This is a genomic window from Kribbella sp. VKM Ac-2571, assembly GCF_004362255.1.
GTDB classification, from domain to species: domain Bacteria; phylum Actinomycetota; class Actinomycetes; order Propionibacteriales; family Kribbellaceae; genus Kribbella; species Kribbella pratensis.
The window spans coordinates 339,818-356,743 of record NZ_SNWS01000006.1 but is presented as its reverse complement, the minus strand read 5'-3'; the positions used below and the strand labels follow the sequence as shown (position 1 = coordinate 356,743).

15 protein-coding genes are annotated in these 16,926 nt (G+C 68.7%); 7 read left to right on the top strand and 8 right to left on the bottom strand.

Translation table 11 applies throughout. From position 1 onward, the window contains the following. The first annotated feature begins 43 nt into the window (after positions 1-43). Positions 44-715: an NAD(P)-dependent oxidoreductase gene (locus EV651_RS16415; RefSeq protein ID WP_133786115.1), complete on the top strand. Its 672-nt coding sequence runs from the start codon at positions 44-46 to the stop codon at positions 713-715. 192 nt (positions 716-907) lie between these two features. Next, positions 908-3,202, top strand: coding sequence for a N,N-dimethylformamidase beta subunit family domain-containing protein (locus EV651_RS16410; protein WP_133786041.1), 2,295 nt, complete (start codon positions 908-910; stop codon positions 3,200-3,202). A gap of 9 nt (positions 3,203-3,211) precedes the next feature. On the opposite strand, the gene EV651_RS16405 is transcribed toward EV651_RS16410, so the two are convergent. Next, positions 3,212-4,111 (bottom strand): LysR family transcriptional regulator, encoded by a 900-nt coding sequence (locus EV651_RS16405; RefSeq protein WP_133786040.1) that lies wholly within the window; start codon positions 4,109-4,111, stop codon positions 3,212-3,214. A 524-nt stretch (positions 4,112-4,635) separates the two neighbouring features. Between EV651_RS16405 and EV651_RS16400 the strand changes: the two genes are divergently transcribed. Beyond that, positions 4,636-5,529, top strand: a complete 894-nt coding sequence (locus tag EV651_RS16400; protein ID WP_166658624.1) for a LysR family transcriptional regulator — start codon at positions 4,636-4,638, stop codon at positions 5,527-5,529. Between the two features lie 161 nt (positions 5,530-5,690). On the opposite strand, the gene EV651_RS16395 is transcribed toward EV651_RS16400, so the two are convergent. From EV651_RS16395 to tdh, 7 genes are all read right to left on the bottom strand, one after another. Then, positions 5,691-6,515 carry an aldo/keto reductase gene (locus EV651_RS16395; protein ID WP_133786038.1) on the bottom strand — a complete coding sequence of 275 codons (825 nt, stop codon included), beginning with the start codon at positions 6,513-6,515 and terminating at the stop codon, positions 5,691-5,693. A 62-nt stretch (positions 6,516-6,577) separates the two neighbouring features. Then, positions 6,578-7,663, bottom strand: coding sequence for a winged helix DNA-binding domain-containing protein (locus EV651_RS16390; RefSeq protein ID WP_133786037.1), 1,086 nt, complete (start codon positions 7,661-7,663; stop codon positions 6,578-6,580). A gap of 32 nt (positions 7,664-7,695) precedes the next feature. Next, entirely contained in the window at positions 7,696-8,103 is a 408-nt protein-coding gene (locus tag EV651_RS16385; protein WP_133786036.1) for a type II toxin-antitoxin system VapC family toxin, read from the bottom strand. Further along, positions 8,103-8,378, bottom strand: a complete 276-nt coding sequence (locus EV651_RS16380) for a ribbon-helix-helix protein, CopG family (RefSeq protein WP_133786035.1) — start codon at positions 8,376-8,378, stop codon at positions 8,103-8,105. The genes EV651_RS16385 and EV651_RS16380 overlap by 1 nt, the downstream gene beginning before the upstream one ends. A 38-nt stretch (positions 8,379-8,416) precedes the next feature. Next, entirely contained in the window at positions 8,417-8,824 is a 408-nt protein-coding gene (locus tag EV651_RS16375) for a hypothetical protein (RefSeq protein ID WP_133786034.1), read from the bottom strand. 232 nt (positions 8,825-9,056) lie between these two features. Continuing rightward, positions 9,057-10,229: a glycine C-acetyltransferase gene (locus EV651_RS16370; RefSeq protein ID WP_238156939.1), complete on the bottom strand. Its 1,173-nt coding sequence runs from the start codon at positions 10,227-10,229 to the stop codon at positions 9,057-9,059. Between the two features lie 11 nt (positions 10,230-10,240). Continuing rightward, positions 10,241-11,290, bottom strand: coding sequence for an L-threonine 3-dehydrogenase (tdh, locus tag EV651_RS16365; RefSeq protein WP_133786032.1), 1,050 nt, complete (start codon positions 11,288-11,290; stop codon positions 10,241-10,243). A 138-nt stretch (positions 11,291-11,428) separates the two neighbouring features. On the opposite strand from tdh, the gene pyrE reads away from it, so the two are divergent. From pyrE to EV651_RS16345, 4 genes are all read left to right on the top strand, one after another. Next, the gene (gene pyrE, locus EV651_RS16360; protein ID WP_133786031.1) at positions 11,429-11,974 is read left to right on the top strand and encodes an orotate phosphoribosyltransferase; all 546 of its coding nucleotides are present in this window, start codon (positions 11,429-11,431) and stop codon (positions 11,972-11,974) included. Continuing rightward, the gene (locus tag EV651_RS16355; RefSeq protein ID WP_238156921.1) at positions 11,974-12,744 is read left to right on the top strand and encodes a hypothetical protein; all 771 of its coding nucleotides are present in this window, start codon (positions 11,974-11,976) and stop codon (positions 12,742-12,744) included. Before pyrE ends, EV651_RS16355 begins: the two co-directional genes overlap by 1 nt. Before the next feature lie 38 nt (positions 12,745-12,782). Further along, positions 12,783-13,643 carry a LemA family protein gene (locus EV651_RS16350; protein WP_133786030.1) on the top strand — a complete coding sequence of 287 codons (861 nt, stop codon included), beginning with the start codon at positions 12,783-12,785 and terminating at the stop codon, positions 13,641-13,643. 217 nt (positions 13,644-13,860) lie between these two features. Further along, positions 13,861-16,842 carry a BTAD domain-containing putative transcriptional regulator gene (locus tag EV651_RS16345; RefSeq protein WP_133786029.1) on the top strand — a complete coding sequence of 994 codons (2,982 nt, stop codon included), beginning with the start codon at positions 13,861-13,863 and terminating at the stop codon, positions 16,840-16,842. The last annotated feature ends 84 nt before the right edge of the window (positions 16,843-16,926 follow it).

Sequence of the window (16,926 nt, the reverse complement as noted above, 5' to 3'; positions counted from 1 at the left end):
CTAACCATAGTGAGTGAGCGTTTACTAACCTGGAGGGGTGACGATGAAGCTGGTGGTGTTCGGAGCGTCCGGACGGATCGGGACCGAACTGGTGCAGCAGGCGGTGGCGGCCGGGCATGCCGTCACGGCCGTCGTACGCGAAGGGTCGAGTCTCCAGGTGCCGCTGCCGGAGCTGCGGCTGGTCGCGGCGCGGGCCGGTGTCGCCGGCGGGCTGACCGAAGTGGTGACAGCCGACGTGATGGACCCGGCGTCGATCACGCCGGTCGTGGCCGGGCACGACGCCGTACTGTCCGCGCTCGGTCCGCGGCCGAAGGGGCCGAGCGATGTGCTGACGAGCAGCGCACGAAGCATCCTGCAAGCGATGAGCGATGCCGACGTACGACGCTTCCTCGTGGTGAGCGTCGCCGGCATCCACAGCGGTGACGACGACCTGTTCACGAAGTACGTCGTGAAGCCGATCCTGCAACGCATCCTCCGGGAGTCGTTCGCCGACGCCCGCCAGATGGAGGAGCTGATCCGGGCGAGCGACCTCGACTGGACCATCGCGTGCCCACCGCGCCTGACCAACGCCGCCGCGAAAGGCACCTTCCGCAGCAACACAGGCGGCACCGTTCGCGGCGGCTTCACCATGACCCGAGCCGACGTCGCCACCTACCTGCTCCATGCGGTCGACGACGCCGAACTGATCCGGAAGACGGTGGTGATCGCCAATTGAACGATCCGCTGCATAACCGGTATAGGCCGGTCGGCGCCGGTGGGCGGGACCTTCGCCTCTGGAGCCGTCGGTAGCGACATGTGATGGTTCTGCTACAGCGCACTCGAGGGGGCTGCCGGGTTACGGCAGGCCGGGTGCCGGCGGGGGCCGATCTTCGTGTGCGTTCCTCCGCCTGTGACTGGGGGAGGAACCATGAACATCACCGATGCCGTAGGGCGCCGGCGGCGCGGGGCCTTGTCGGCTCGCCGACGCGTGGCTCTTGCCATCGCAGTCCTGATCGCGCCCGCGGTCCTGGCGGTGGCCACCGGGGCCGCGACAGCGTCCGGCGCCAGTCTCACCATCTCCGGGACGGGGGCTGCGGACGGCACCACGACTTTGACCTACCGGGCCACGGCGACGCGAGCGGGAACGGTGCGCGATGTCACCGTGTCGATTCCGGCGGGGTCCACGGGACGGATCACGTCGGTGAACGGGACGGTCCGGACGGTGGCGCCCGGCGTACTGCGCTGGGTGCCGGCCAAGACGGTGATCGTTGCCGTCGGCAGCCGTTTCGCCATCCCGTTCTACGGCGTCCAGCTGCCGAGTGGTGGGCCGTGGACGCTGGGGTTCAAGGCGACCGGTACGACCGGAGCCATCCTGACCTCGAGCACTGGAACGCTGGTCCGTCCAGTGACGATCGTGCCGAACGTACGCATCACCGCCTCCAACCCGATCCCCGGACAAGGGACGACGCTGTACTACGCCGGCACGGTGACACGTGCGGGCGTCCTGACCGCTGTCCGGATGCAACTGCCGGCGGGGGCCACCGGACGAGTGACCACTGTCAACGGCACGCTGGCGACCTCGGCCGGCTATGCGATCTGGAAGCCGCTCGCTCCGCTCAGCGTCCGCGCCGGGGCCAGGCTCTCGATTCCTGTTTACGCAGCGGTGCTGTCCAAGTACGGCGGCATCCTGCAACTTGCGATGTCGGCCACGGCTTCGACCGGTGTGCTGATGTCCGGAAGCGGAACCTTGGCCCTGATCGCGCCGCCCGCGCCCATGCCCGCCGTCGCCAATACGGCGTTCGCGGTCATCCCCGCCGGTTGCCCGTCCAGCTGGCCGACGACCGTTGCGGAGAACGCGAAGCCAGGAACCGGCCAATGGGTCATTCCCAGCACGATGGACGGCCCGCTGGCGGCGTACCTCACCGAGGTGTCCGCGACCTGCGGTGACAGCGTGGACCTGAAGGTGACCTCCGGCAATCCAGTCAGCGTCGTGGCCTACCGGATGGGGTACTACCAGGGCCTCGGTGCACGGGAGGTCTGGCGCAAGGACGCGGTACCGACCGTCGTGCAACCTGCCCCGACGACAGGTGGAACCGCCAACGGTCACCCCCTGCGGATGACTTCGGCCGCCAACTGGTCCAAGACGTTGACCATTCCGGTGACCGAGGACTGGGTGCCCGGTACATATCTCCTCAAGATCAGCGACGGTGCGCACGCGTCGTACGCGCCGCTGACAGTGCGGGACGACACCGGGAGGAAGCACGATCTGCTGATCCAGCAGGCGAACGCCACCTGGGAGGCGTACAACAGTTGGGGTGGCGTGAGCTTCTACAGCGGTGTCGATGTCGGCTCCGGCCGACTGACCTTCGACCGGCCGTACGCCGAGGGCCAAGGCTCCGGGCAGTTCCTGCCGCTCGAACAAGGGCTCGTGTTCTGGGCCGAGTCGAAGGGTTTGGACGTCACCTACTGGACCAACAACGACCTGGACGAGTTCGGTGGGCAACTGCCTGCGCGAGCGGGGACGATCTACCTGCCCGGTCATGACGAGTACTACTCGCTGGGGATGCGGGCCGCGCTCAGCCAGGCGATCACTCGTGGCGTCAACGTAGCCAACCTGGGCGCCAATGCGGCATTCCGGCGAATCACGTTCACGGACAGCAGTCGACGGGCCTGGGACATCGACCGCTACACCGCTGGCTACGATTCGACGACCTGGCGCTACCTGGGTGACGGATACGCCTCGCAGCCGCTACTCGGCGCGGAGTACGTCTGCGCCGATCTGGGGCACACCCTGACCACCGCAAGCAGCTGGATGTTCAGCGGCATCACGGCCGGAACCGCCGTACCGGGCTTCCTCGCGGGCGAGATCGACTATGTCTGGCCGGGGCTCTACCAGCACCCCGGGATCAGTATCGTTGCCAGTGGCACCGGTAGCTGCCGGACGAACGGCCTGGCCACTCCGGTCCACGCCACCGCGTTCACGGCACCGTCGGGGGCCAGGGTGTTCAACGGCTCGTCATTCGCGTACGGCTGTTTCCTGGTCCGCCGCTGCCCGGCGAACTGGAACGTCCCCACACCGGCGGTGGCGTCGCAGCAGGCGGTGGCGATCATGCTTGCCAACGTCACCGAATGGGTCAGCCGCGGAACGATCCAGCCCCCGGTGGACGCGGCCGTCCTCCGCGTGGGCATCCCGAAGGAAGCCATCGCCACTGAGAACGAGTGAGCGGCCGGCTCACAGCTTCTCGGCGACCTCGGTGAGGACTGTGAGGGTTGCGGTGATCAGGGGGTGGTCGGCTCGGCTGTTGCGGACGGCGGCGTAGACGCGGCGGGTCGGCGCGGGGTCCGGGAGTGGGCGGATCAGGGCCAGGGTCGGTTCGGGTACGGCGAGGCGTGGGACGAGGGAGACGCCGCCACCGGCGGCGACCAGCGCCGCGACGGCGCGGAAATCGTCGGACTGGTGGACGATCCGCGGCTGGAACCCGGCCTGCTCGCAGGCGAGCAGTACGACGTCGCGGATCGGGTTGCCGGGTGCGGTCATCACCCAGTCGTCGTCCGCGAGCATGCCCAGCTCGATCGTGTCGTGGTCCGCGCCCGGGTGCGTCGGCGGCAGGACGGCGACGAAGGGCTCGGCGTACAACGGGATCCGGACCAGTCGCTGGTCGTCGTGCCGCGGGGAGCCGCGGTGCTCGACGGCGATCGCGAGGTCGGCGTCGCCGTCGAGCAGATGGGTGATGCCCTGGTGGCCCTCGGCATCGCGCACGACGAGGGAGAGGCCGGGGCTGGTCTCGCGGAGCCTCGTCAGCGCCGGCGCGACCAACAGGGTGATCGCGGTCGCGAAGGCGACGATGCGGACCTCGCCGTTCGCGCCGTTCGCATGCAGCCGCATCGCGTCCTCGGCGCGTTCGACCTCGGCGAGGATGGTGTCGGCATGGGCGAGGAGCAGTCGGCCGGCCGAGGTGATCGCGACCCGGCGGCCGCGGCGTTCGAGCAGTTCCTGGCCGACCTCGGACTCCAGCGCCGCCAGTTGCTGCGAGACCGCCGAGGGCGTCAGATGCAGCACCTCGGCGGCCGCGGTCACAGTCCCGTGGTCAGCAAGCGCGCGCAACACCCGCAGGCGTCGTACCTCGATCACGAAGCTCAGCTTGGCACAGGTCGTCGGTGAGCTGGCCGGGGAGCAGTTTCAGTTCGACGGCCGGACGGTCCGGCGTACGGCGTTCGCGCCACCGGCGTACGGCGTCACGGATCGGGTGACGTCTCGGGACATAGGGACGTATCGGGGCGTCGGGCCTCGCGGAGTGGGTCTGCTCGTGAATCGACTTGATCACGGTGTAGGGGATGTACATGCGTCAGCTCGCGACGTCTGTGAGACAGGGCGAGGCGTGGCACGTGTCGGTGACTGGACGCGACCCGGCGTTGCGGCGTACTGCTCGGAGTGGCCGCAGCAAGCCGCGCAGCGGACGGCGAGGCGGACGGTGCGGGACGACCGGGGCGTTGGGCCAGGCGGAGCGGTTTTCCTTGTGGACCTTCTTGATGACTTCTGTCGGGAAGACGTACATCGTTTTTCCTTTCCTCTGCTTTCGACAGTAGGAACCCGGACCTTGATGCGTCCAATGAAAGTTCTGGGCGGAGTTGATGTGTCTGGTGCATGATGTGGGAATGGAACTGCGCCAGCTCAGGTCGTTCGTGGTGGTGGCCGAGGAGATGAACGTCGGGCGTGCGGCTACGCGGCTGCACCTGACCCAGCCGTCGCTGAGTCGCCAGATCGCGGCGCTCGAACACGATCTCGGCGTCGAGCTGTTCGCCCGCGTGAAGCGACGGTTCGTGCTGACGGCCGCGGGCGCGACGTTCCTCGCCGACGCGCAGGACCTGCTGCGGCGGTCGGACGAGGCGGTCCGCGCGGCACAACGGACGCAGCGCGGCGAGCTCGGGACGTTGCGGCTGCGATTCGTGCAGTCGGCAACCTTCGATACGTTGCCGCGGTTGCTGGGCGCGTTCCGGCAGGCCTATCCCGAGGTGGTGCTGGACCTGGAGTCATGGACGACGTTGCGGCAGACCGAGGCGCTCCGGGACGGTCGGATCGACGTCGGGCTGCTGCGGCCCAGTACGCCGGCGGGTGCGAGCGCCGTCGTACAGCTCGCGCCCATGTTGACGTCGCGAGTGGTCGCCGAGGACTCGTTGGTGGTTGCTTTGCCGGCCCGGCATCGGCTGGCTCGGCGGAAACGGCTGCGGCTGGCCGAGCTCGCGGAGGAGCCGTTCGTGTTCTACTCGCGGCCCAGCGGGCCGGCGGTGCACGACACGATCGTCGGGTACTGCCGAGACGCCGGGTTCACACCGCGGATCGAGCAGGAGGCGGCCGACGTACAGACGATCGTGTCGCTGGTCGCGGCCGGACTCGGGATCTCGCTGCTGATCAGCCCGACCCCGCCGTCCAACCCCGACACGGTGGTCTACCGCGAGTTGTCCGACGACCTACCACCTTGGCAACTCTCCGTAGCCTGGTCCCCGGACAACCACTCGCCCGTCCTGACGCGCTTCCTCGAACTGGTGTAGGTCCTGTCTGGTGATCCATCGCCTACTGCGGGGCACTCGGCACGGCACCTCGCCGCACGGGTGCAAAGGCCACGATGCTCCGCATCGAGACCTTCGCCCCCGCACGCCGATGCACCGCACCGAGCACCTCCTCGCTACGGCGCTGGATCACCAGACAGGACCTAGCTGAAGACGTCCGGGTCGCCGCCGGTGCGGACGCCGGTCTCCAGGTCCGCGATCGCGGCCATGTCGTCGTTGTCCAGCCGGAAGTCGAAGACCTCGAAGTTCTCCTTGATCCGGCTCGGCGTCACCGTCTTCGGGATCACCACGTTGCCGAGCTGCAAATGCCAGCGGATCATCACCTGGGCCGCCGACTTGCCGTACTTCGCGCCGATCGTCGCCAGCGCCGGGTTCGCCAGCAGTTCGCCGGACGCCAGCGGGCTCCACGCCTCGGTGACGATGTCGTTCTCGGCGTTGAACGCGCGCAGCTCGTCCTGCGGGAGCGCCGGGTGCAGTTCGATCTGGTTCACCGCGGGGCGGATCGTGGTCTCCTCGAAGATCCGCCGCAGCGCGGGCTCGTGGAAGTTCGAGACGCCGATCGCGCGCACCCGCTTGTCGGCGTACAGCTGCTCGAACGCCTTCCAGGTCTCGACGTACAGATCCCGCTGCAGCGACTGCCAGTGGATCAGGTACAGGTCGACGTACTCGAGGCCGAGCTTTTCCAGGCTCGCGTCGAAGGCCTTCAGCGTGCTGTCGTACCCCTGCTCGGAGTTCCACAGCTTGGTGGTGATGAACAGTTCGTCACGCGGGAGGCCCGACGCCGCGACCGCCCGCCCGACCCCGGACTCGTTGCCGTAGATCGCTGCGGTGTCGATGTGCCGGTAGCCGGTCTCGAACGCCGCGGCCACGACGTCGGCAACGATCGCATCCTCGACCTGCCAGACCCCCAGGCCCAGCTGCGGGATCTCGACGCCGTTGTCCAGAGTGATTGAGGGGACTGTGCTCATCTACCCATTCCACCCGGCGAAGGGTTTCTGGCCCAGTCATCCGACGTGTGACAACAACCTCATTAACCGGTAGTAACCACTTCATAGGACTTGGCATCGGGCTCCAGGAACCTGAGCAGCCCGTCGCCTTCCCGCTCCAGCTCCGCCTGTGTCTTCTTCAGCGTCCGGCCGAACGGAGCGAGCGTGAGAGTGGCCACACCACGCTTCTTCTCGGTCGTCCACAGCCCGGCGACCAGGCCGTCGACGGTGTACGTCGCTTTGACCCGGAGGTTCTTCGTGAACACGGCCGGTTTGTGTTCGTCGGCGATGATCCGCTCCCGTTTCGCGTGCGACAGCAGCACGTTGTCGAACTCCGGCAGGAAGCGCACCGGCGCCGGCGTGTCCGGGTCGGGGCGAGGCGCGTCGGGTACGTCGTACAACGTCTTGCCGGCCTCGTCCGTGAACGTCTCGAGCTCCAGTTCGTCGAACAACGGCTTCGCCTTCTGCAAACCGGACCACGTCTGGAAGTCCGCCGGCGTGGCCGGGCCGAACGCCTGCAAGTAGCGGGTGACGAGCTCCTTGGTCTCCGAGCGCTGGTGGAGTTTCTTCCCGATCCACTTCTCGGCCGGCGTGAACCTGGAGTTCGCCGTCCACGACCAGCGGACGTCTGTCGGGTAGACCACCAACGGCACCATCATCCGCGTGCAGAACCCGAGCGCTCGCTCGTTCACGTCCGGGAACTGCTGCTGCAACGCGTCGCGCACCTCGGTGAACGTCAACGGCTCCTTGGTCAGCAACTTCTTCGCCGCGGCCACGACCTTCTCCGGCTCGAGCCCCGCGCCGCGTTCCCCCAACACCTTCAACCCTGCCTCGAGCACCGGCGCCACGGTCACCCGGAACCGCAGGTAGTCCGCCGCAGTCACCAGATGCAACGTCCCGCGAAACAGCGTTGCCCGTACGACGTCGTGCTCCCGGACCGCCTGATCCAGCTCGGACTCCGCGAAGTGGTCGATCCGCGACCACAACCCGACGTACGGATGCTTGGCCTCCTGCCCCTGCATCCCCACCAGCCGGCCGACCACGTCAACCGCCGGCACCGCCTCCCGCCCCAGCAAAACCTGCCGAGCCAACGTCGCCCGATTGACCGCCCGCCTACTCATCACCGCCATGCACGCATACTGCCCGGCCGCACCGACAAATGTCAGCGGCTTCCCGGCGACGCGACGGCGAGTGCGTTGCGGCGGCACGCGGCTGCGAGACGTTCGTCGTAGGTGACAACGAGGTCGGCGTCGATCAGCACCGCCGTTGCGAGATGCAGTGCGTCGAGGCTCGGGATGAGCGGTTCGATCCGCCGGGCGACACTGACGACCTCGGCCGTCATCTGTCGTTCGTCGATACCGGACATCGCGCCGTCGATCAACTCACCGGCGTCGGCAGGCGTCCGCACTCGCGCGAGTACGGCGCGCGAGACCTCGACCCACGCGAGCGAAGACGATGCGAGCACGTCGCCCTGCTCGTAGTGTGCGTCGAGGAAGTCCACCAGGTCGTCGGATTCGTCCTCGGCGACGACTCGCTTGATCAGCGCGCTGCTGTCGAAGTAGACCCGCATCAGAAGCGGTCGTCCCGACCGAGCAGGTCGAGGCTGGTGGTTCCCTTCGGCAGTCGAAGCCGCGGCCGCACCTTGCGATACGGGACGCGCGCCGGTTGCACAGCCTGCGCGGCCCGAGCTCGTTCGCGCTCACCCGCCGGATCCTCGTGGTCGATCAGGTGCAGTCGACGGCCGAGCGCGTCCCGGACGATCTGTTGCTGGGATTGACCGGTCCGTTCCGCCTCCGCCTGAAGGGCCGTTGCCACTTCGGACGGGAGTCGCAGGTTCATGGCCATGCGTCAACGGTACCACGGCGGTACCATCGATGGTGCCGTCAGCTGTAGTCCTTCTCGTCGTACTTGGGGAGGCCCAGGAGTTGGCGGATCTGGGTGGAGGGGGCCTTGCCGCCGGCGGCTGAGGCTCGTTGGACGTGGTCGGCCATCTCGGACTTGCTGTCGGCCGCGGCGGCCAGGAGCCAGTGCGGTCGGGCGGCGGCATCCGCCTTCGCCAGTGCCCGCATCTGCGTCGAGACCTTGGCGGGCCAGACGGTCGACCTCAGTGCGCCGTACTCGGCGAGGTTCGCCGCGGCCACCGCCTTGGCCCTGGCCTGAAGGGTCTTCAGCGACATGTTCTCGTTGGCCGCCTTCTCGAACCGCTCGAGCGCGACGTTGTACGGCCGGGTGATCTGCAGGTACTTCGTGCCCGCAGCAGAAAGACTCAGCATCGTCGGTGTCGTCCGCACGACGGGAACGCTCCTCGCCGGGGTCGGCGGTGCGTACGCCCCAGCCGGTTCCGAGGGTGTCACCGGCGGCGCACTCGAGGAGGCCGGCGACGGCGCCGTGGCCACCGGCCCGCCGTCCGCTCCACACCCGGCAACGCACGCCAAACCCAGTACTCCGACAACGGCCAGCATCTGGCGCATAAAGCTCCTCACCCAGTGCGAACCGGACAACCCTAACGGCGTCCGGCTCGAACTATCCCGCCAGGGCGGCGCGAGCTTCGGCGAACGCAGCGACGGCGCGCTCCACGTCCTCGGTGGAGTGACCTGCGGAGAGCTGGACCCGGATGCGGGCCTTGCCCTGGGGTACGACGGGGTACGAGAAGCCGATGACGTAGATGCCGAGGTCGAGGAGTTTGTCGGCCAGGCGGCCGGCTTCGGCGGCGTCGCCGATCATCACGGGGGAGATCGGGTGGTCGCCGGGGAGCACGTCGAAGCCCGCCGCGGTCATCTTGGTGCGGAAAAGTGCGGTGTTGGCGGCGAGCTTGTCGCGCAGGTCGCTCGAGGTGCCGATCAGCTCCAGTGCCTTCAGCGAGGCGGCGGTGACGGACGGCGCCAGTGAGTTCGAGAACAGGTACGGGCGGGAGCGCTGGCGGAGCAGCTCGACGATCTCGCGGCGGGCGGACACGTAGCCGCCGGACGCGCCGCCGAGGGCCTTGCCGAGCGTTCCGGTGACGATGTCGACCCGGTCCTTCACGCCGAACAGCGACGGGGTGCCGGCGCCGTCCGGGCCGACGAAACCGACCGCATGCGAGTCGTCCACCATCACGAGAGCGTCGTACCGCTCGGCCAGGTCGCAGATCTCGTCGAGCGGGGCGACGTACCCGTCCATCGAGAACACGCCGTCGGTGGCGATCAGCCGGTACCGCGCGTCGGCGGCGTCCTTCAGCTGCGCCTCCAGGTCGGCCATGTCCCGGTTCTTGTACCGGTACCGGCGGGCCTTCGAGAGCCGGACGCCGTCGATGATGCTGGCGTGGTTCAGCTCGTCGGAGATGATTGCGTCTGCAGGCCCGAGCAGCGTCTCGAAGAGGCCGCCGTTCGCGTCGAAGCAGGAGCTGTAGAGGATCGTGTCCTCGGTCCCGAGGAAGTTGCTCAGGGCACCTTCGAGGTCCTTGTGGATCGCTTGTGTCCCGCAGATGAAGCGCACCGAGGCCATCCCGAAACCCCAGCGGTCCAAGGCGTCCCGGGCCGCGGCGATCACCTCGGGGTGGTCGGCCAGGCCGAGGTAGTTGTTCGCGCAGAAGTTCAGCACCTCGTTGCCCGACGCAACGGAGATCAGGGCCTGCTGGGGTGAGGTGATCACCCGCTCGGACTTGTAGAGCCCCGCGTCCCGGATCTCGCCGATCGTCGTCGTCAGGTCGTCCCGCATCCGCCCGAACATCAGTGCTTCTCCTCCAGCGTCTCAGCCGTCCAGTCCATGATCACCTTGCCGCACTGCCCCTGGCGCGCCACGTCGAAGGCCCGCTCGAAGTCGCCGTAACCGAACCGGTGGGTGATCACCGGGGTCAGGTCGAGTCCGCGTTCCAGCATCACGGACATCGAGTACCAGGTCTCGAACATCTCCCGGCCGTAGATGCCCTTGATGGTCAGCATGTTGAGCACCACCGTGCCCCAGTCGATCGCGATCTCGTCCGACGGCAGGCCGAGCATCGCGATCTTGCCGCCGTGCGTCATGTTCGCGAGCATGTCCCGGAGCGCGGCCGGCTGCCCGGACATCTCCATCCCGACGTCGAACCCCTCGCGCATCCCGAGGCTCTGCTGCGCCTGCGCGATCGTCTCCTCGCCCACGTTCACCGCGCGGGTCACGCCGATCTTCCGCGCCAGATCCAGGCGGTACTCCGACAGGTCTGTGATCACGACGTTGCGCGCCCCGGCGTGCAGCGCGACCGCCGCGGCCATCACCCCGATCGGGCCGGCCCCAGTGATCAGCACGTCCTCACCGACCAGGGGGAACGACAAAGCAGTGTGTACGGCGTTGCCGAACGGGTCGAAGATCGCGGCGACGTCGAGGTCTACCGCGTCCTTGTGAACCCAGGCGTTCATAGCGGGCAGAGCGACGTACTCCGCGAATGCGCCCGGCACGTGGACGCCGAGGCCACGCGTCTTGATGCAGAGGTGGCGGCGCCCGGCCCGGCAGTTGCGGCAACGGCCGCAGACCAGGTGTCCCTCACCGCTGACCAGGTCGCCGACCGCGACGTCACGAACCCCGACGCCGACCTCGACCACCTCACCGCAGAACTCGTGCCCGGTCACCATCGGCACCGGCACGTTCTTCTGTGCCCAGTGGTCCCAGCTCTGGATGTGCAGATCGGTGCCGCACAACCCGGTGCGGAGCACCTTGATCAGGACCTCGTCGGCCTCGATCTTCGGCTCGGGCACGTCCTGCAACCACAGACCGGGCTTGGCCTCAGCCTTCACGAGCGCCTTCATGCCCACATCGTCGTCCCGGGCAACCATCCCCGTCCATCGACACGTCGTACACAGCCTTTACAGCCCACCTGCATACTCTTCCGTGTTCGGAGAGTAGCCAGACAGGTGCGCCCCGCCCGTGATCTAAGCTCAAGGCTCATGAGCTACGACCGGGACGGACTGCTGGAGCAGGTCAAGAGCAAGGCGATCGTGCACGGCCGGGTGACGCTGGCCTCGGGTAAGGAAGCCGACTATTACGTCGACCTGCGCCGGATCACGCTCGACGCGGCCGCGGCGCCGTTGATCGGCCCGGCGATGCTCGAGCTGACCAAAGACCTGGAGTACGACGCTGTCGGTGGGCTGACGCTCGGCGCGGACCCGGTCGCGATGTCGATGCTGCACGCGGCGGCCCAGGAAGGGCGGACGCTCGACGCGTTCGTCGTACGGAAGGCCGAGAAGACGCACGGTCTGCAGCGGCGGATCGAGGGTCCGGAGGTGAAGGGTCGCCGGGTGCTCGCGGTCGAGGACACCTCGACGACCGGGGGATCGGTGCTCACGGCAGTCGAGGCGTTGCGTGAGGCCGGGGCCGAGGTGGTCGCGGTCGCGGTGATCGTGGACCGGTCGACCGGCGCGCAGGAGCGGGTCGAGGCCGAGGGCCTGGAGTACCGGTCCGTGTTCGGTCTCGAGGACCTGGGGCTCGGCTGATGCAGAGCAGCACGCTTCTGTTCGTCCTGCTGGCGATCGTCGTCGGCGTCGGCCTCTTCTACTTCAGCTACTACCGGGCGAAGAAGCGCCGGGAGATGTTCGCCGCGTTCGCTGCCCAGCACGGCTGGTCGTACGTCCCGGCCAACCACTCGCTGGCCGGTCAGTGGACCGGTACGCCGTTCCGCACCGGCGACAACTGGCGCGTCAAGAACGTGCTGTCCGGGCCGTACAACGGCCACCAGATGGTTGCCTTCGACTACAGCTACCAGACCCACACCACGAACGGGAAAGGTCAGCGGCGCACCACCACCCACAACTTCGGTGTCGTCGTCCTGCAGCTGCCGGGCGCGCTGCCGCACCTCGAGGTGACGCACGAGGGGATCTTCGGCGGGGCGGTGGCCAACGCGCTCGGTTTCCGCGACATCCAGTTCGAGAGCGATCAGTTCAACCGGGCGTTCCGGGTCAAGGCCGACGACGAACGGTTCGGGCACGCGGTGGTGACGCCGCGGATGATGGAGCTGCTGCTCGCCCGCGGCGAGATCGGCTGGCGCTTCGAGGGGAATTCGCTGGTCGGCTGGGACAACGGCGCGCACAACCCGAACGAGGTGCTGAGCCGCCTCGCGCTGCTCGAACAGGTCGCGTTGAACGTCCCGCCGTACGTGTGGCGCGACTACGCGGGCGTCGACCCCCGCGGCCAGCAGTCTCCTTACTCGCAGCAGCCGTCCGCCTACCCACAGCAGCCACCCGCGGGCGGACCCACCTACCCGTAGAGTCGCTCCCAGCACTGCCAATAACTCGGGAGCTGGTCATGGTTTGGGTCATCATCGTGATCGTCGCGGTGATCGTCATTCTGGCGATCATGCTGATCACGTCGTACAACCGGTTCGTCAAGCAGCGGAACCTGATCCAGGAGTCGTGGCGGCAGATCGACGTCGAGCTGCACCGCCGGTACGACCTGATCCCGAACCTGGTCGAGACCGTGCGCGCGTACGCGGCACATGAGCGGCACGTGTTCGAGGAGGTCGCCCGGCTGCGCACCCAGGCGGTGAACGTGCAGGGGTCCAACCCGGAGCAGCGGGCCGCTGCGGAGGGTCAGCTGTCCGGCGCACTGCGTCAGATGATGATCTCGGTCGAGCAGTACCCGCAGCTGCAGTCGAACCAGAACTTCCTCGGTCTGCAGCGCGAGCTGACCGACACCGAGGACCGGATCGCGGCCGGCCGCCGGTTCTACAACGCGAACGTCGGCGACTACAACACCCGGATCGAGGCGTTCCCGTCGAACCTGATCGCGGGCGGCTTCAAGTTCGAGAAGGCCGGCTACTTCGAGGTCAAGGACGAGCAGGTCCGTGCGGTGCCGCAGGTCTCGTTCGGCACCATCGGCTCGGTCGCGGGCGAGCAGGCGCCGCCGCAGATGCAGCCGGGTACTCCGTCGTCGGGCCAGATCCACCCGCAGATGCCGGGGGACCAGGGCAACTACCCGCAGCAGCAGATCCCGGGCGGCTACCAGCAGCCCGCGCAGCAGCCGCCGTACCAGGGCCAGCCGGGTCAGGGTCAGTACCCCGCGCCGGGGCAGCCGGGGCAGTACCAGGGAGAGCCACCGGTGGGCGGGCCGCCTGCGGGTTCCCCCGCGCCACAGGACGGACAGCCGCCATTCACCGGTGGCCAGTAGGCACCGGTTCCCCGTGATCCAGGTCCCCCGATCCAGGACTCACTCCCAGTGCCAGGCCCGGTGTGACGGCGGTCAAGTCGCCACCTCCGGGCCTGCCCTCCCCCCGGTACCTGTGTCAACAGTGCCGGACTGAAATACATCCGGCGTACATCGGGCTTCCCGCCGCATACAGCCGGATGCCACGATGGGGCAGTTCAAGAGTGGAAAGGCCGGACGAGTGGACAGTCTGAGGTACGGGATCCTCGGACCACTGCGACTCGTTCACGTCCCGGGCCAGCCGCTCAAGGCCGCCAAACCGCGCCAGTTGCTCGCAACGCTGCTGCTGCACCCGAACCGGTTCGTCTCCACCGACCTGATCGCGGACGCGCTCTGGGAGAACACCCCGCCACGGTCCGCGACCGCGAACATCCGGACCTACGTCCGGGCGCTCCGGGGCGTGCTGCAGGACGCCGGACTGCCCGCGCCGATCGACACCTCAGCTGCCGGCTACAGCATCGAGGTCGGTGTCGACGAGCTCGACGCCAGCCTTTTCGAGTCGCTGCTCGCCGAGGGCGGCCACCTGCGCGACCAGGGCGACGGCCGGCAGGCGATGCAGGTGCTGTCCCGCGCGTACTCGCTCTGGCGCGGCCGCCCGCTCGAGGACCTGCCGATGCCCGCGGCCTGGGAGGGCTCGATCGCCCGTCTGGAGGCGCAGCACCGCGGGCTCGTCGACGGCCTGCTGGACCTGCGGCTTGAGTACGGCGACGTGAGTGGTGCCGCCGTACTGCTGAGCGCACGCCTCACCGAGGACCCGTACGACGAGCAGCTCTGGCGGCGGCTCGTCGACGCACTGGTAGCGGCGGGGCGAGTGGGTGAGGCGCGAGCGGCGTACGCGAAGGCAGTGCAGACGCTGGCCGACGAGCTGGACATCAAGCCCGGTCCGGAACTGGAGGCCGCCGGCGCTCGCGCCGAGAACGGCCGCTCCGCGAACTGGCCCAACCCGGGCATCCCAGCCGACCGTACGACGGAACGCGCGGAGCCGACCGCGCAACCCGGACCGATGGCCGCGCCCGAGCTGACCGATCCGCTGCGGCCGCCGAGCCAGCTCCCGCTCGACCTGGCCGACTTCAGCGGCCGGCAGGAGCTCCTGGACCAGCTACGCGACCTGGTCTGCGGCCGCGACCCGGTGCGGCCGCCGATCGCTGTCATCTCCGGTGCGCCGGGGACCGGAAAGACCTCGCTGGCCGTACGGCTCGGGCATCTGGTCCGGGAGTACTTCCCCGACGGACAGATCTACCTGGACATGCACGGCGCGACGCACCCGCGGGACCCGGCCGCCGCACTGACCGATCTGCTGCTCAGCCTGAACCTGCCCGACTACGCGATCCCGACCGACCCGGAGCGGCGGTCCGCGATGCTGCGCTCCGAGCTGGCCAGCCGCCGCGTGCTGATCATCCTCGACGACGTGGCGACCGCCGGTCAGGTGACTCCGCTGATGCCTGGTACCGGCGCCTCGGCTGTGGTCGTGACGAGTCGTAACCGGCTGATGGACCTGGCTGGTGCGGACAGTACGCCGCTCGACACGTTCGACGACCGCGAGGCAGCCCTCCTGCTGTCGTCGGTCGCTGGCGACGGCCGGATCGACCCGACCTCGCCCGAGGCCGAGGAGATCCTGGCGGCGTGCGCGAACCTGCCGCTGGCGATCCGGATCGTCGGCAGCCGCCTGGCGCAGCGCCCCGATCTGAGTGCCCGTGAGCTGGCGCGGCGGTTGCGGGACGAGGCGTCGCGGCTCGACGAGCTCAGCATCGGTGAGCTCGCCGTACGGTCCAGCGCGGACCTGAGCTACGGCGCGCTGAGCCCCGAGGAAGCCCGGCTGTACCGCCTGATCGGTCACTTCGCGGTGGGTGTCTTCTCCGCGCGTGCGCTCGAGGCTGTTGCGTCGCCGGCCGCCGTACGACGGAGTCTGGATCGGCTGATCGAGGTCAACCTGGTCCGGATCAGCTCGGTCGACGAGCGCGGTACGGCGCGCTACCGCGTCCACGACCTCCTGCGGTTGCACGCGCTCGGCGTCGGCGACAACGAGCAGAAGGCGCAGGCGGTCCGCGACGTCGAGGCCGTGGTCGACGCGATCTTGAACAAGATCCGGCGCGCCAACAACGCGTTGTCCTTCGAGTACTTCGGCGTACTGGAGCACACCGGGCCGTTGACGGCGCCCGATCCGTCGCCGTTCACCGAGACCGACGCGATCGCGTGGTTCGACAGCGAGCGCAGCACGTTCGTGCCGGCGATCCGCGCCGCGGCGCAGAACGGGCTGCACGAGCACGCGTGGCGGATCGCGGCGGCCTGGGGGCCGTACCTCGACCTGCGGGCCGGGTTCGACGACTGGAACAGCTCGCACCAGCAGGGGCTGCGGAGCGCGATCGCGTGTGGAAACCGGCGCGGCGAGGCGATCATGCACCGGAACCTCGGCCAGCTGGCGCTGTACCAGGACGACTGGGAGAACGCGCGCCGGCACTTCGACGCCGCCGTGCAGGTGTTCGCGGAGGTCGGCGACCGGCTCGGTGAGGGTGTCGCCGCCGTCGGCCTCGGTACCTGGCTGCGGGAACGCGGCGAGCGCGAGAAGGGCCTGGAGCAGTACGAAAAGGCGATCCAGGCGTTCGTCGAGGACGGCAACGCGAACGCCGAGGCCCTGGCGCGGACCGCCGCCGCGAACGTCTACCTCGTCCGCGGTGACCTGACCACCGCCCGGCGGTACCTGGCCCAGGCGTTCCTGATCGCCGTACGACGGGCGGACGCGCACCGGGAGGCCAAGGTACGCCGACGTATCGCGGCGCTCCGCGTACATCAAGGGCGACACGACGAGGCGGTCCGCCAACTGCGGAAGGCGCTGGCGATCTTCGACGGGATGGGTGACGACCACTGTGCGGCGTACACCCGGGCGCTGCTCGGGCAGGCGCTGATGGAGCGTGGTGAGGTAGCCACGGCGCGCAGGACCCTGCTGGACGCGATCGACATCGGTCACCGGTTGGGCGATCGCAGCGTCGAGGGCGAGGCGGCGCAGCACCTCAGTGAGCTCTACCTGTCCACGGGCAGCCTGGACAACGCCCGTCGTACGCTCGAACGCGCCGCACGCGTGTGGCAGCAGGCCGGGAACGACGCAGCGGCTGCCGAGTGCCGCCGCATGCTCGCCGGGTTCGAGGCTGGAGCCGCGGCCGGCTGAGCCTGCGAATGTACGGCGGCTGTATTCGGGTTCGGCAGCATTCTCACCATGCCACGGCACGTAGGCCGAGGACGGGGGATCGGG